Genomic DNA, 14,328 nt, shown 5'->3' on the forward strand with positions numbered 1-14,328 from the left:
CACCCCATGGCCAGCTACATCTTCAAGCGTCTGCTCCTCATGCTGCCCACGCTGTTCGGCGTGCTGCTGCTGACCTTCGTGGTGATCCAGTTCGTGCCCGGGGGGCCGGTGGAGCAGATGATGGCGCAGCTGCAGGGGCGCGACTCGGGTGGCGAACGCGCGGCGGCTGCGGGTGCCGGCTATCGCGGCCGCCAGGGCGTGGACCCGCAGCGCATCGAAGAAATCCGCAAGCTCTATGGCTTCGACAAGCCGGCGCCCGAGCGCTTCTGGAGCATGCTCAAGTCCTTTGCGCGTTTCGACCTGGGCGCCAGCTTTTATCAGCGCAAGGCCGTGTGGGAACTGATCAAGGAAAAGATGCCGGTCTCCATCAGTCTCGGACTCTGGACTTTCTTCATCAGTTACCTGATCGCGGTACCGCTGGGCGTGGCCAAGGCCGTGCGCGCGGGCAGCCGATTCGATCTCGCGACCACGCTGCTCGTGCTGATCGGCTATGCCATTCCAGGTTTCGTGCTCGGCGTGGCGCTGCTGGTGATCTTCGGCGGCCAGCTGCAATGGTTTCCGTTGCGCGGGCTCACCTCGTCCAACTGGGAGAGCATGGGCTGGGGTGCCCGCATCGTCGACTACCTTTGGCACATCACGTTGCCGGTCACGGCCATGGTGCTGGGCAGCTTCGCCGTGACCGCGATGCTGACGAAGAACTCCTTCCTCGAGGAGATCCGAAAGCAGTACGTGCTGACCGCGCGCGCCAAGGGCCTGAGCGATCGCAGCGTGCTCTGGAAGCATGTGTTCCGCAATGCGCTGATCCCCATCATCACCGGCTTCCCGGCCGCCTTCATCGGCGCCTTCTTCACCGGCTCGCTGCTGATCGAGACCCTGTTTTCGCTCGACGGCCTGGGCCTGCTGAGCTACGAGAGCGTGATCCGGCGCGATTACCCCGTCGTGTTGGGCACGCTCTTTCTCTTCACGCTGATAGGGCTGGTGACCAAGCTGATCAGTGACCTTTGCTACGTGTGGGTGGATCCGCGTGTCAAGTTCGATTGAGTCGCCTCTCGCCCAAGGGGCCGTCTCGGCGTCGACAGGTTCGGCACGGACGGGCGGGGCGGCGCCGGCGGTCAGTCTGAGTCCCGGCCGCCGGGCCTGGCTGCGCTTCAAGCGCAACAGGCTCGGCTACTGGAGCCTGGTGCTCTTCAGCGTCCTGGTCGTGCTGAGCCTCTTTGCCGAGCTGCTTTCGACCGACAAGCCGCTGGTGGTGCGCTACGACGGCCAGATCTATTTCCCCGTGGTGCGCGACTACTCCGAGAAGACCTTCGGCGGAGACTTCGAGACCCCGGCCGACTACCTCGATCCATTCATCCGCGACCGCATCACACAAGGCAGCAACTGGGCGATCTACGCGCCGAATCACTATGGCCCCCGGACGCTCAACTACTTCGCCAAGTCGCCGAATCCCGCGGCACCGTCCGGCGAGAACATCTTCGGCACCGACGACCGCGGCCGCGACCTGCTGGCTCAGCTGATCTACGGCTTTCGCGTCAGCGTGCTGTTCGCGCTGGCCCTCACGGCCATCGGCGTGGTCCTCGGCATCGTCGCGGGGGCGATCCAGGGGTACTTCGGCGGCAAGACCGACCTCGCCTTCCAGCGCTTCATCGAAATCTGGGGATCGATGCCCGAGCTCTACCTGCTGATCATCTTCAGCGCCATCTTTGCGCCCAGCGTGGCGCTCCTGCTGATCCTGCTGAGCCTGTTCGGCTGGATGGGCCTGTCCGACTACGTGCGCGCCGAATTCCTGCGCAACCGGCAGATGGACTACGTGCGGGCCGCGCGCGCGCTCGGCGTGGGCAACCTGCAGATCATGTGGCGCCATATCCTGCCCAACAGCATGGTGCCGGTCGTGACTTTCCTGCCTTTCCGGATGAGCGCGGCGATCCTGGCGCTGACCTCGCTGGACTTCCTGGGCCTGGGCGTGCCGCCCGGTACCCCGTCGCTCGGCGAACTGCTGAGCCAGGGCAAGGCCAACATCGATGCCTGGTGGATCTCGATCTCCACCTTCGGCGTGCTTGTCGTGACGCTGATGCTGCTGACCTTCATGGGCGACGCCCTGCGCGATGCGCTGGATCCGCGAAAGGCCGATCGATGAGCACCGCGCCGGGCCGCTCCAAGGGGTTGGTATGAGCGCGGCATTGCTCGAGGTGCAAGGCCTGCGCGTCGCCTTCGGCGGCAAGGAAGTGGTGCACGGCATCGATTTCAGCATCGCGCCCGGCGAAAAGCTGGCCCTGGTGGGCGAATCGGGCTCGGGCAAGACCGTGACCGCGCTGAGCCTGCTTCGGCTGGCCCTCAACGCCGACGTGTCCGGGCACGCGCGGCTGGCCGGGAGCGGGGAGGGTGCCGGTCCGCGCGATCTGCTGTCTCTGCCCGAGCGTGCGCTGCGCGCGATCCGGGGCAAGGAGATCGCGATGATCTTCCAGGAGCCCATGACCGCGCTCAACGCGCTCTACACCGTCGGCGACCAGATCGCCGAGGTGCTGGAACTGCACGAGGCGCTGCCGAAACGGGCGGCGCACGAAGCGGCAGTGCAGCTCCTGGCCGACACCGGCATCCCTGAGCCGCAGCGGCGGGCGAGGGCCTTTCCGCACCAGCTCTCGGGCGGCCAGCGCCAGCGCGCCATGATCGCGATGGCCCTGGCCTGCAAGCCGCGCCTGCTGCTGGCTGACGAGCCGACCACCGCCCTCGACGTGACGGTGCGCGCGCAGATCCTGGAGCTGTTGGCCGAGTTGCAGGACAAGCACCGCATGGCGGTCCTGATCATCACCCACGACCTGAACCTCGTGCGCCGTTTCGCCGATCGCGTGGCGGTGATGGAGGACGGGCACATCGTCGAGCAGGGGACGGTGGGCGGCGTGTTCGGCGCGCCGCAGCACCCGTACACCCGCAAGCTGATCGACAGCCGGCCAGTGCGCGACGTGCCGCCCGTGCCCGCCCAACAGGAGCCGCCGGTGCTCGAGGCACAGGGCCTGCGCGTGAGCTACCCGGTCCCACGGCCGGGCCTGGCCGGCTGGTTCCGCAAGGGCGAGTTCGTGGCGGTTCACGACGCCGATTTCCGCATCGGGCAGGGCGAAACGCTGGGCGTGGTGGGGGAGTCCGGCTCGGGCAAGTCGACGCTGGCGCTCGCCGCGCTGGGCTTGCTCAAGCACGGCGGAACCCTTGGTGTCGCGGGCCATCGCTGGAACGCCGGCCGGGCGAGCAACCGCGCATTGCGCCGGCAGATGCAGGTGGTCTTTCAGGACCCGTTTTCCTCCCTCTCGCCGCGCATGACGGTGGAGCAGATCGTGGGCGAGGGCCTGACGGTGCATTCGCCGGAACTCGACGTCGCCGCCCGCCGGTCGCGAGCGCTGGCGGCGCTGGCCGACGTGGGGCTGGGCGAGGCGCAGTTCCCCTCGCTGCTCGACCGCTACCCGCATGAGTTCTCCGGCGGCCAGCGCCAGCGGCTGGCCATCGCGCGTGCGCTGATCGTCGACCCGCGGCTGCTGGTGCTGGACGAGCCCACCAGCGCCCTGGATGTCACCATCCAGAAACAGGTGCTGGCTCTCCTTCAGCGCCTGCAGCGCGAGCGCGGGCTCAGCTATCTCCTGATCACGCACGACGTCGAGGTGATCCGCGCCATGGCGCACCAGGTCATCGTCATGAAGGACGGCGCGATCCTCGAATCCGGCGCCGCCCTGCGGGTGCTCGATGCGCCCGAACATCCCTATACCCAAAAGCTGGTCGCCGCTGCCGTCGGCTGACTGCAAGGACGCAACGAACCCATGAGCACCATCGCAAGCGACCGGCGCAACGCCTGGCGGGCGGCGCTCGCCTGCATGGTGACCTTGGCGGTCGCCATGGGCCTGGGCCGCTTCGCCTTCACGCCCATGCTGCCGGTCATGCTGCACGAGGGCAAGCTGGACCTGGAGGAGGGCGGGCTGCTGGCCTCGCTCAACTACCTCGGCTACTTCGTCGGCGCGCTGTCCTGTGCGGCGATCCGGCTCGAAGCCGCTGCCATGGTGCGCGGCGGGCTGGTCGCCACCGCTGCCCTGCTGCTCGGCATGGGGCTCTGGGACGACTTCACTGCTTGGGGCGTGCTGCGCGCGGCCGCGGGCGTCGTGAGCGCCTGGACCTTCGTTTTCGCTTCGGGCTGGGGCCTGCGCCGGTTGGCGGAAACCCACGCGCCGACGCTGCAGGGCGTGATCTACACGGGGCCCGGGATCGGAATCGCGGTAACCGGCCTGCTGGGCGGCGCGATCGGACGCTGGGGCTCGGAAGCCGGCTGGATCGGTTTCGGGCTGCTGTCGGCGCTGCTGATCGCCGGCGTCTGGCACATCTTCGGCGACGGCGCACATTCAGAGGCTACCGCGCCTGCCGCAGGCGCAGCGGCCGCGGCCCAAACCGGGGGCGCCACGGCCCGCAGCGATGCGGGCTGGCTGATCGTGCTGTACGCCCTGGCGGGCTTCGGCTACATCATCACCGCCACCTTCCTGCCCGTGATCGCGCGCCAGGCCCTGCCGGGGTCATCCTGGCCCGATCTGTTCTGGCCGATGCTGGGTCTGGCGGTGGTGCCCGGTGCGCTGATCGGTGCGCGGGCGCCGGTGCATTGGGACAACCGGCTGCTGCTCGCGCTCGCCTATGCGTTGCAGGCGCTCGGCGTGCTGTTGTCGGTGGCATGGCCCAGCATCGCAGGCTTCATGCTCGGCAGCCTGCTGCTGGGCCTCCCTTTCACGGCAATCACCCTGTTCGCGATGAGGGAAGCGCGTCGCCTGCGCGGCAACGCGGCGGCCGGACTGATCGGCTATGCGACGGCTTCCTACGGCGTCGGGCAGATCCTGGGACCGCTCTTCGCCGCGCCCCTGGCCCAGCGCACCGGCTCCTTCACCGTGCCGCTGCTGGCGGCCGCCGCCGCGCTCGCGCTGGGCGCGCTGCTGTTCGCCTGGGTCTGGTGGCGCTCCAGGCGGCCGGCAGGCGCGTTCGCCGCGTAGAAACCGGCGCTTCCTGACGTGTTTGGCATATAATTCGAGGCTCACGACCAAACGGGCGGGTACCTACCGCCCGTTTTTTATTGGTCGAAGCATTTCCCGGAGCGCCGAGCGGGCGGCGCACCGGGCACACACTCAGAAGGCTCACTCAAGCACGTGGCATTGCAGCAGACAGTGGAACGCACCGTGGCCGGCCTCGGCTACGACCTGGTCGAGATCGAACGCTCGGCGGGAGGACTGCTGCGCGTCACGATTGATTTCCCCTGGAGCGGCCCCACATCGGATGCGGTGGCTCCGGGGACGCCAGAGGCTTTCGTCACCGTCGAAGACTGCGAAAAGGTCACTCGCCAGCTGCAGTTCGCGCTCGAGGTGGACAGCGTCGACTACAAGCGGCTCGAGGTTTCTTCGCCGGGTATTGACCGGCCGCTGCGCAATGAGCAGGATTTCGAACGTTTCATCGGCGAGGTGGTCGACATCACGCTGAAGGCGCCCATGGGCGCCGCCGCGGGTGGCCAGGTGGCGGCCAACCGCAAGAAGTTTCGCGGCACGCTGGAGCGGGTCGCAGGCGCCGACGGCGCCCAGGGCTGGCAGATCGTCTGGAACCAGGAGCCCGAAGGAAAGACGGCGCCGAAGCCCGGCCAGAAGATCAGCAAGAAGCGCGCGCCCGCCCCGATGCAGGCGCTGGGCTTCACCCTGGACGAACTGCGCGAGGCGCGGCTCGCCCCGATCGTGGATTTCAAGGGGCGCAGGCCCAAACCCGACATGACGGCGTCGGAATGAACAAGGAGAGTGGTGGCATGAATCGCGAAATGTTGATGTTGGTGGATGCGATCTCGCGCGAGAAGAACGTCGAGCGCGACGTCGTCTTCGGCGCGGTCGAGTCCGCCCTGGCGCAAGCCACCAAGAAGCTCTACCAGGGCGATGTGGACATCCGCGTCGCGGTGGATCGCGACAGCGGCGACTACGAGACCTTCCGCCGCTGGCACGTGGTGCCCGACGAGGCCGGCCTGCAATTGCCCGACCAGGAGATCCTGCTGTTCGAGGCCAAGGAAGAGATGCCCGACATCGAGGTCGACGAGTACATCGAGGAAGCGGTGGAGTCGGTGCCGATCGGCCGCATCGGCGCGATGGCGGCCAAGCAGGTGATCCTGCAGAAGATCCGCGATGCCGAGCGCGAGATGCTGCTCAACGACTTCATGTCGCGCGGCGAGAAGATCTTCACCGGCACCGTCAAGCGCCTCGACAAGGGCGACATCATCGTCGAGGCCGGCCGCGTCGAGGGGCGCCTGCGCCGCAGCGAAATGATCTCCAAGGAGAACCTGCGCAACGGCGACCGCGTGCGCGCCATGATCATGGAGGTCGACCTCACGCTGCGTGGCGCACCCATCATCCTGTCGCGCGCGGCGCCCGAGTTCATGATCGAGCTGTTCCGCCAGGAAGTGCCCGAAATCGAGCAGGGCCTGCTCGAGATCAAGAGCTGCGCCCGCGACCCCGGCTCCCGCGCCAAGATCGCCGTTCTCTCGCACGACAAGCGGGTCGATCCGATCGGCACCTGCGTCGGCGTGCGCGGCACGCGGGTCAACGCGGTCACCAACGAGCTCGCCGGGGAGCGCGTCGACATCGTGCTGTGGAGCGAGGACCCGGCCCAGTTCGTGATCGGCGCGCTGGCCCCGGCCAACGTGTCCTCGATCGTGGTCGACGAGGAAAAGCACGCCATGGATGTGGTGGTCGACGAGGAGAACCTCGCGATCGCGATCGGCCGCGGCGGCCAGAACGTTCGGCTCGCCTCCGAACTGACCGGCTGGAAGATCAACATCATGGACGCCAACGAGTCGGCCCAGAAGCAGGCGAGCGAGACCGACGCCAGCCGCAAGCTCTTCATGGAGAAGCTCGACGTCGACGAGGAAATCGCCGATATCCTGATCGCCGAGGGCTTCACCAGCCTGGAGGAGGTGGCCTATGTGCCGATCTCCGAGCTGCTCGAAATCGAGAGCTTCGACGAGGACACGATCAACGAGCTGCGCTCGCGCGCCAAGGATGCGCTGCTCACCATGGAAATCGCCCGGGAAGAGAACGTCGAGAGCGTCTCGCAAGACCTGCGCGACCTCGCGGGCCTCGACCCCGCCCTGATTCCGAAGCTGGCCGAGGCCGGCGTGCACACGCGCGACGACCTGGCCGACCTCGCGGTCGACGAACTCACCGAAATCACCGGCCAGAGCGCCGATGAAGCCAAGAACCTCATCTTGAAGGCCCGCGAACATTGGTTCGCCGGCCAAGAGTGATGGTCATGGAGGCACGAAAGCAATATGTCCAGTACCACTGTCGCCGAGTTCGCGAACGAGCTCAAGAAGACGCCCGAAACCCTGCTTGACCAGCTCAAGAGCGCGGGCGTGCCCAAGGTTGCCGCCACCGACGCGCTCACCGAGGCCGACAAGCAGCGCCTGCTCGGCTTTCTGAAGGCCAGCCACGGCACGGTCGAGCCCGAGCGCAAGAAGATCACGCTGACCAAGAAGTCGACCACCGAGATCAAGCAGGCCGACGCGACCGGTCGTGCGCGCACGATCCAGGTCGAGGTGCGCAAGAAGCGCACCTTCATCCAGCGCGACGAGGGACATCCGGCCACGCCGGAGCCGGTGAAGGCGGTCGCCGCCGCCCCGGCGCCTGTCGCGGCCGAGCCCGCCACGCCGCGCGTCGACGAAGTCGAGCTCGCGCGCCGCGAGGAAGAGGCGCGCCGCCAGGCCGAGCTGATCCGCCGCCAGGAGGAAGAGCTGGTCGAGAAGCGCCGCCTGCGAGAGGAAGCCGAAGCGCGCGAGCGCGAGAAGGCCGAGCGCGCCGAGCAGGCCGAGCAGCAGGCCCGCGCCGCGCGTGCGAAGGCGGCCGCGGAAAAGGCTGCCGCTGCCGTGACCGAAGGGGCGCCCGAAGCGCCCGAAGAATCACCGGCCGTGACCGACCGCAAGGCTGCTGCCGAAGCCGCGGCCGCCCAGGTCAAGGAAGATGCCAGGGCCAAGGCGGCCGCCGAGTCCAAGGCCCGTGCCGACGAGGAAGCCGCGCGCGCCAAGGACCTCGACGAGCGTCGCCGCAAGGCGCTGGCCGAGGCAGAAGCCATTCGCGCCATGATGAACGCGCCGGCCCGCGTGCTGGTGCCGCACAAGGCGCCCGAGAAGCCGGCGCCGGAAGCCAAGGCCGCAGGGGTCAAGGGAACGCTGCACAAGCCGACGGCACCGGCAGCGCGCACCGCCGCGCCGGCCGCACCCGGCACCACGGCGCCCGGCGCAGGCAAGGAAGTCAAGTCGGCCAAGCTCTCCTCGAGCTGGGCCGGCGACACCGCCAAGAAGAAGGAAATCAAGACCCGCGGCGATGCCAGCGGCGGCGTCGGTCGGGGCAACTGGCGCGGCGGTCCGCGCGGGCGTCGCGGCAGCGACCGCGGCGGCCAGGAAGAACGTGTGCAGGCCGCGCCGGTCGAGGCGCGCGTGCTCGAAGTGCACGTGCCCGAGACCATCACCGTGTCCGAGCTGGCGCACAAGATGGCCGTCAAGGCGTCGGAAGTGATCAAGCAGCTGATGAAGCTGGGGCAGATGGCCACCATCAACCAGTCGCTGGACCAGGACACCGCGATGATCATCGTGGAGGAAATGGGCCACAGCGCAGTCGTCGCCGCGCTGGACGATCCGGAAGCTTTCACCGACGAGGACGTGTCGGCGCAGCTGGCCGAGGCGCTGCCGCGCGCACCGGTCGTGACCGTGATGGGTCACGTCGACCACGGCAAGACCTCGCTGCTGGACTACATCCGCCGCACCAAGGTCGCTGCGGGCGAGGCCGGCGGCATCACGCAGCACATCGGTGCCTACCATGTGCAGACCGAGCGCGGCATGGTGTCCTTCCTCGACACCCCGGGCCACGAAGCCTTCACCGCGATGCGGGCCCGCGGCGCGCAGGCGACCGACATCGTGATCCTGGTGGTCGCTGCGGACGACGGCGTCATGCCCCAGACCAAGGAAGCCATCAGCCACGCCAAGGCGGCCAACGTGCCGATCGTGGTGGCGATCAACAAGATCGACAAGCCCGATGCCAACCTCGATCGCGTCAAGCAGGAACTGGTGGCCGAGCAAGTGGTGCCCGAGGAATACGGCGGCGAAACGCCCTTCGTGCCGGTCTCCGCAAAGACCGGCCAAGGCGTGGACGACCTGCTCGAGCAGGTGCTGCTGCAGGCCGAGGTGCTGGAGCTCACGGCGCCGGTCGATGCCGCCGCCAAGGGCCTGGTGATCGAAGCGCAGCTGGACAAGGGCCGCGGCCCGGTCGCGACCGTGCTGGTGCAGTCCGGCACGCTCAAGATCGGCGACGTCGTGCTGGCCGGCTCGACCTATGGCCGCGTCCGCGCCATGCTGGACGAGGATGGCAAGCCCAGCAAGGCGGCCGGCCCCTCGATCCCGGTGGAGATCCAGGGCCTGACCGAGGTGCCGCAGGCGGGCGACGAGTTCATGGTGATGGGCGACGAGCGCCGTGCGCGCGAGATCGCAACCTACCGTGCCGGCAAGTTCCGCAATACCAAGCTGGCCAAGCAGCAGGCCGCCAAGTTCGAGAACGTGTTCTCGGAGATGGGCGGCGGCGAGGTCAAGACACTGCCCATCATCATCAAGGCCGACGTCCAGGGCTCGCAGGAAGCGCTCGCGCAATCGCTGCTCAAGCTCTCGACCGACGAGGTCAAGGTGCAGGTGGTGTACGCGGCCGTGGGCGGCATCAGCGAGTCGGACATCAACCTCGCGATCGCCTCCAAGGCGACGGTCATCGGCTTCAACGTGCGCGCCGACGCCGGCGCGCGTCGGCTGGCCGAGGGCAACAACGTCAGCATCAGCTACTACAGCATCATCTACGACGCGGTGGACGAGCTGAAGACGGCCATGGCCGGCATGCTGGCGCCCGAGCGGCGCGAAGAGATCATCGGCTCGGCCGAGATCCGCACCGTGTTCGTGGCGTCCAAGATCGGCACTGTCGCGGGCTGCTACGTCACGTCGGGCTACGTCACCCGCAGCGCGCATTTCCGCCTGCTGCGCGACAACGTGGTGGTCTACACCGGCGAGCTGGAGTCTCTCAAGCGCCTCAAGGACGACGTGCGCGAAGTGCGCGAAGGCTTCGAGTGCGGTATCAAGCTCAAGAACTACAACGACATCAAGGAAGGTGATCAGCTGGAGTTCTTCGAGATCAAGGAGATTGCGCGGACGCTTTAAATCGGAGTCACCGAACGCAACCCTGACATGCCCAAGAGAAAAGCCGCCACGCCCAATCGCGCATTCAAGGTCGCCGATCAGATCCAGCGGGATCTGACGGAACTGATCGCGCGCGAGCTGAAGGACCCGCGGGTGGGCATGGTCACGATCCAGGCGGTCGAGGTCACGCCCGACTACGCGCACGCGAAGGTCTTCTTCAGCCTGCTGGTGGGCGACCCGGTGGAGACCACCGAGGCGCTGAACCAGGCCGCCGGCTTCCTGCGTAATGGCCTCTTCAAGCGGCTGCACATCCACACGGTGCCTACGCTGCATTTCCAGTTCGACCGCACCACCGAGCGCGCCGCCGACATGAATGCGCTGATTGCGCAGGCCGTCGCCTCCCGTTCAAAAGACGACTGAGCATGAACGCGCCACGCACACGGGTGCAGCGGCGCCCTGTGCACGGGGTGCTTCTGCTCGACAAGCCGCTGGGCCTGTCCAGCAACCAGGCTTTGCAGAAGGCCAAGTGGCTGCTGCGCGCCGAGAAGGCGGGGCACACGGGCACGCTCGATCCGCTCGCGACCGGCGTGCTGCCGCTGTGCTTCGGGGCTGCGACCAAGTTCAGCCAACTGCACCTCGACGCGGACAAGACCTACGAGGCCATTGCACGCCTGGGGATCCGCACCTCCACCGGCGATGCCGAGGGCGAGGTGATCGAGGAGCGGCCGGTCGCCGTCACGCCTGAGGACCTGGCGCGCGTCCAGGCGCAGTTCACCGGCCCGATCCGCCAGGTACCGCCGATGCACAGCGCCCTCAAGAAGGACGGAAAGGCGCTGTACGAGTACGCGCGCGAGGGCGTCGAGGTCGAGCGCGCGGCGCGCGAAGTCGTGATCCACGCGCTGGAGCTCAGCCGGCTCTCGGCACACGAGATCCGCATCCGGGCGCGCGTGAGCAAGGGCACCTACATCCGCACCCTCGGCGAGGACATCGGCGCGGCGCTGGGCTGCGGCGCTCATCTCAGCGCACTGCGCCGCACGGCCACGGGCGGATTCGAGGTCTCCCGGTGCGTGACGCTGGAAGCCCTGGAGACCATGAGCGAGGCGCAGCGTCTCGACCAACTGCTGCCGACGGAGGCCCTGGTCGCCGGCCACACCCACGTCATCCTCGGCGCCGAAGATGCGGCACGTTTTCTGTCGGGCCTGCGCCGCCGCGGCCCCTGGCCCGACGCCGCGGAGGTCGCCGTCTTCGGCGAGGCCCCGCCCGCCTTCCTCGGCACGGGCCACGTCAAGGCCGGCGAACTCATTCCGGGGCGCTTGCTGAACCCCATCGAAATCCAGCAGACACTTTTGACCGAAGCCACACCATGAGCACCAACCAGATCCGCAACATCGCCATCATTGCCCACGTGGACCATGGCAAGACCACGATGGTCGACCAACTGCTGCGCCAGTCCGGCACCTTCGCGGCACACGAGAAAGTGGTCGACACCGTGATGGACAACAACGCGATCGAAAAAGAGCGCGGCATCACGATCCTGGCCAAGAACTGCGCCGTGACCTGGAAGGGCATGCACATCAACATCGTGGACACCCCCGGCCACGCCGACTTCGGCGGCGAGGTGGAGCGTGCGCTGAGCATGGTGGACGGCGTGGTGCTGCTGATCGACGCGCAGGAAGGCCCGATGCCGCAGACCCGCTTCGTCACCAAGAAGGCGCTGGCCCTCGGCCTCAAGCCGATCCTGGTGGTGAACAAGGTCGACAAGCCCGGCGCGCGCCCCGACCACGTGGTCAACGCCGCCTTCGACCTGTTCGACAAGCTGGGCGCAACGGACGAGCAGCTGGATTTCCCCGTGGTCTACGCCTCGGGCATCAACGGCTGGTCGTCGCTGGAGGAGGGTGCGCCGGGCGAGCAGTGGGGCCCCGACATGTCGGCCCTGTTCGACACCATCCTGAAGCATGTGCCGGCCCACGCGGGCGACCCGGATGCGCCGCTGCAGCTGCAGATCTCGGCGATCGACTTCTCGACCTTCGTGGGGCGCATCGGTGTCGGCCGCATCAACGCCGGCACCATTCGACCGATGATGGACGTGGTCGTGATGGAAGGCCCTGACGGCAAGTCCTTCAAGGGCCGGGTCAACCAGGTGCTCACCTTCCAGGGGCTGGAGCGCGTGCAGGCCGCCGAGGCCGGCCCGGGCGAGATCGTGCTGATCAACGGCATCGCCGACATCGGCATCGGCGTGACCGTCACCGATCCGGTGACCCCCACGGCGCTGCCCATGCTCAAGGTCGACGAGCCGACGCTGACGATGAATTTCTGCGTCAACACCAGCCCGCTGGCCGGCCGCGAAGGCAAGTTCGTCACCAGCCGCCAGATCTGGGACCGCCTGCAGAAGGAGCTGCAGCACAACGTGGCGCTGCGCGTGAAGGAGACCGACGAGGAGGGCGTCTTCGAGGTCATGGGCCGGGGCGAACTGCACCTGACCATCCTGCTCGAGAACATGCGCCGCGAAGGCTACGAACTGGCAGTGTCGAAGCCGCGCGTGGTGTTCCGCGATATCGACGGTGTCCGGCACGAGCCGATCGAAATGGTGACCGCCGATATCGAGGACCAGCACCAGGGCGGCGTGATGCAGGCGCTGGGCGAGCGCAAGGGCGAGCTGGTCAACATGGAGCCGGACGGCCGCGGACGCGTGCGCCTCGAATACCGCATTCCGGCGCGGGGCCTGATCGGCTTCACCAACGAGTTCCTGAACCTGACGCGCGGCTCGGGACTGATTTCCAACATCTTCGACAGCTACGAGCCGCACAAGGGCGAGATCGGCAGCCGCAAGAACGGCGTGCTGATCTCCATGGACGACGGCGAGATCTTCACCTATGCGCTCGGCAAGCTGGACGATCGCGGCCGCATGTTCGTGCGGGCGAACGACCCGGTGTATGAGGGCATGATCGTCGGCATCCACAGCCGCGACAACGACCTGGTGGTCAATGCCACGCGCACCAAGCAGCTCACCAACTTCCGGGTGTCCGGCAAGGAAGACGCGATCAAGATCACGCCGCCGATCGACCTGACGCTGGAGTACGGCGTGGAGTTCATCGAGGATGACGAGCTGGTCGAGATCACGCCCAAGAGCGTGCGCCTGCGCAAGCGTTACCTGAAGGAACATGAGCGCAAGCGCGCAAGCCGCGAGTCCACCGTCTAGAACGGTGCTCACCCACGGCCGCGCCGTCTGGCTGATGATCGCCGTGACCCTGATGTGGGCCACGGCTGGCGTGGTCACGCGCCATCTCGAGCATGCGCGCAGCTTCGAGATCACCTTCTGGCGCAGCTTCTTCACCTTCGCGGCGCTGCTCGTGATCCTGCCGGCCTGGCAGGGCCGGGCCGTGTTCGCCAGGATTCGCTCAGGCGGCCGCGCGCTCTGGATCTCCGGCATCTGCTGGTGCGTGATGTTCACGGCATTCATGGTTGCGCTCACGCTGACCCGCGTGGCCAACGTGCTGGTGACCATGGCGCTCGGGCCGCTGCTGACGGCGCTCGCGGCACGCATCTTCATCGGCCACCGACTGCCGCCGCGCACCTGGGTGGCGATCGTGGTGGCCGGTCTCGGCATCGGCTGGATGTACGGCACCCAGCTGGGTGACGGGCTGCTGGCCGGGACGCTGGTGGCGCTGTGCGTACCGCTGGCCGGCGCCTGCAACTGGACGGTGGTGCAGCATGCCCATGCGAAGGGTCACGATGTGGACCTGGTGCCGTCGGTGCTGGTGGGCGCCGCGATGTCCACGCTGCTCACGCTGCCGCTGGCCTGGCCCTTCCAGGCCAATGCGCACGACGTCGGCTTGCTGGCCTTCCTGGGCTTGTTCCAGCTCGCGATTCCCTGCGTGCTCTCCGTGCTGTGTGCACGGGTGCTGAAGGCGCCGGAGGTGGCCTTGCTGGCGCTGCTGGAGATCATCTTCGGCATCACCCTGGCCTGGATCGGCGCCGGCGAAGAGCCGTTGCCAAGCGTGCTGGCCGGCGGCGCGCTGGTGATCGGCGCGCTGGGGTTCAACGAATGCCTCGGCCTGCGCGACCGGCGTGCGGCGGCCGTGGCGCTGCCCGGAACCCGTTAGCATCCGGGCTTCTAC

11 protein-coding genes are annotated in these 14,328 nt (G+C 67.7%); all 11 read left to right on the forward strand.

What is annotated here, in order from left to right; translation table 11 throughout:
• The first annotated feature begins 6 nt into the window (after positions 1-6).
• On the forward strand, positions 7-1,041 hold the full coding sequence (locus J2739_RS06850) for a microcin C ABC transporter permease YejB (RefSeq protein ID WP_309899845.1): 1,035 nt from the start codon (positions 7-9) through the stop codon (positions 1,039-1,041).
• 76 nt (positions 1,042-1,117) lie between these two features.
• Positions 1,118-2,137, forward strand: coding sequence for an ABC transporter permease (locus J2739_RS06855; RefSeq protein ID WP_309899980.1), 1,020 nt, complete (start codon positions 1,118-1,120; stop codon positions 2,135-2,137).
• A gap of 31 nt (positions 2,138-2,168) precedes the next feature.
• On the forward strand, positions 2,169-3,782 hold the full coding sequence (locus J2739_RS06860; RefSeq protein ID WP_309899846.1) for an ABC transporter ATP-binding protein: 1,614 nt from the start codon (positions 2,169-2,171) through the stop codon (positions 3,780-3,782).
• Between the two features lie 21 nt (positions 3,783-3,803).
• Positions 3,804-5,009 (forward strand): YbfB/YjiJ family MFS transporter, encoded by a 1,206-nt coding sequence (locus tag J2739_RS06865; protein ID WP_309899848.1) that lies wholly within the window; start codon positions 3,804-3,806, stop codon positions 5,007-5,009.
• A gap of 153 nt (positions 5,010-5,162) precedes the next feature.
• Positions 5,163-5,786: a ribosome maturation factor RimP gene (rimP, locus tag J2739_RS06870; protein WP_309899850.1), complete on the forward strand. Its 624-nt coding sequence runs from the start codon at positions 5,163-5,165 to the stop codon at positions 5,784-5,786.
• Between the two features lie 17 nt (positions 5,787-5,803).
• The gene (nusA, locus tag J2739_RS06875; protein WP_309899852.1) at positions 5,804-7,288 is read left to right on the forward strand and encodes a transcription termination factor NusA; all 1,485 of its coding nucleotides are present in this window, start codon (positions 5,804-5,806) and stop codon (positions 7,286-7,288) included.
• A 24-nt stretch (positions 7,289-7,312) separates the two neighbouring features.
• Entirely contained in the window at positions 7,313-10,231 is a 2,919-nt protein-coding gene (infB, locus tag J2739_RS06880) for a translation initiation factor IF-2 (protein ID WP_309899854.1), read from the forward strand.
• A gap of 27 nt (positions 10,232-10,258) precedes the next feature.
• Positions 10,259-10,630 carry a 30S ribosome-binding factor RbfA gene (gene rbfA, locus J2739_RS06885; RefSeq protein ID WP_068685509.1) on the forward strand — a complete coding sequence of 124 codons (372 nt, stop codon included), beginning with the start codon at positions 10,259-10,261 and terminating at the stop codon, positions 10,628-10,630.
• A 2-nt stretch (positions 10,631-10,632) separates the two neighbouring features.
• Positions 10,633-11,577: a tRNA pseudouridine(55) synthase TruB gene (gene truB, locus J2739_RS06890; RefSeq protein ID WP_309899855.1), complete on the forward strand. Its 945-nt coding sequence runs from the start codon at positions 10,633-10,635 to the stop codon at positions 11,575-11,577.
• Positions 11,574-13,409 carry a translational GTPase TypA gene (gene typA / locus J2739_RS06895; protein ID WP_309899857.1) on the forward strand — a complete coding sequence of 612 codons (1,836 nt, stop codon included), beginning with the start codon at positions 11,574-11,576 and terminating at the stop codon, positions 13,407-13,409. Before truB ends, typA begins: the two co-directional genes overlap by 4 nt.
• Entirely contained in the window at positions 13,372-14,313 is a 942-nt protein-coding gene (locus tag J2739_RS06900) for a DMT family transporter (RefSeq protein ID WP_309899859.1), read from the forward strand. Before typA ends, J2739_RS06900 begins: the two co-directional genes overlap by 38 nt.
• Positions 14,314-14,328 lie beyond the last annotated feature (15 nt).

Source organism: Variovorax soli (genome assembly GCF_031454625.1).
Lineage (GTDB): Bacteria > Pseudomonadota > Gammaproteobacteria > Burkholderiales > Burkholderiaceae_C > Variovorax > Variovorax soli_A.

Excerpts from the sequence above, each read along its gene's own strand:
- J2739_RS06860 (WP_309899846.1), top strand. The coding sequence starts at position 2,169 with ATGAGCGCGGCATTGCTCGAGGTGCAAGGCCTGCGCGTCGCCTTCGGC.
- typA (WP_309899857.1), top strand. The coding sequence starts at position 11,574 with ATGAGCACCAACCAGATCCGCAACATCGCCATCATTGCCCACGTGGAC.
- infB (WP_309899854.1), top strand. The coding sequence starts at position 7,313 with ATGTCCAGTACCACTGTCGCCGAGTTCGCGAACGAGCTCAAGAAGACG.
- rbfA (WP_068685509.1), top strand. The coding sequence starts at position 10,259 with ATGCCCAAGAGAAAAGCCGCCACGCCCAATCGCGCATTCAAGGTCGCC.
- J2739_RS06850 (WP_309899845.1), top strand. The coding sequence starts at position 7 with ATGGCCAGCTACATCTTCAAGCGTCTGCTCCTCATGCTGCCCACGCTG.
- J2739_RS06900 (WP_309899859.1), top strand. The coding sequence starts at position 13,372 with ATGAGCGCAAGCGCGCAAGCCGCGAGTCCACCGTCTAGAACGGTGCTC.
- nusA (WP_309899852.1), top strand. The coding sequence starts at position 5,804 with ATGAATCGCGAAATGTTGATGTTGGTGGATGCGATCTCGCGCGAGAAG.
- truB (WP_309899855.1), top strand. The coding sequence starts at position 10,633 with ATGAACGCGCCACGCACACGGGTGCAGCGGCGCCCTGTGCACGGGGTG.
- J2739_RS06865 (WP_309899848.1), top strand. The coding sequence starts at position 3,804 with ATGAGCACCATCGCAAGCGACCGGCGCAACGCCTGGCGGGCGGCGCTC.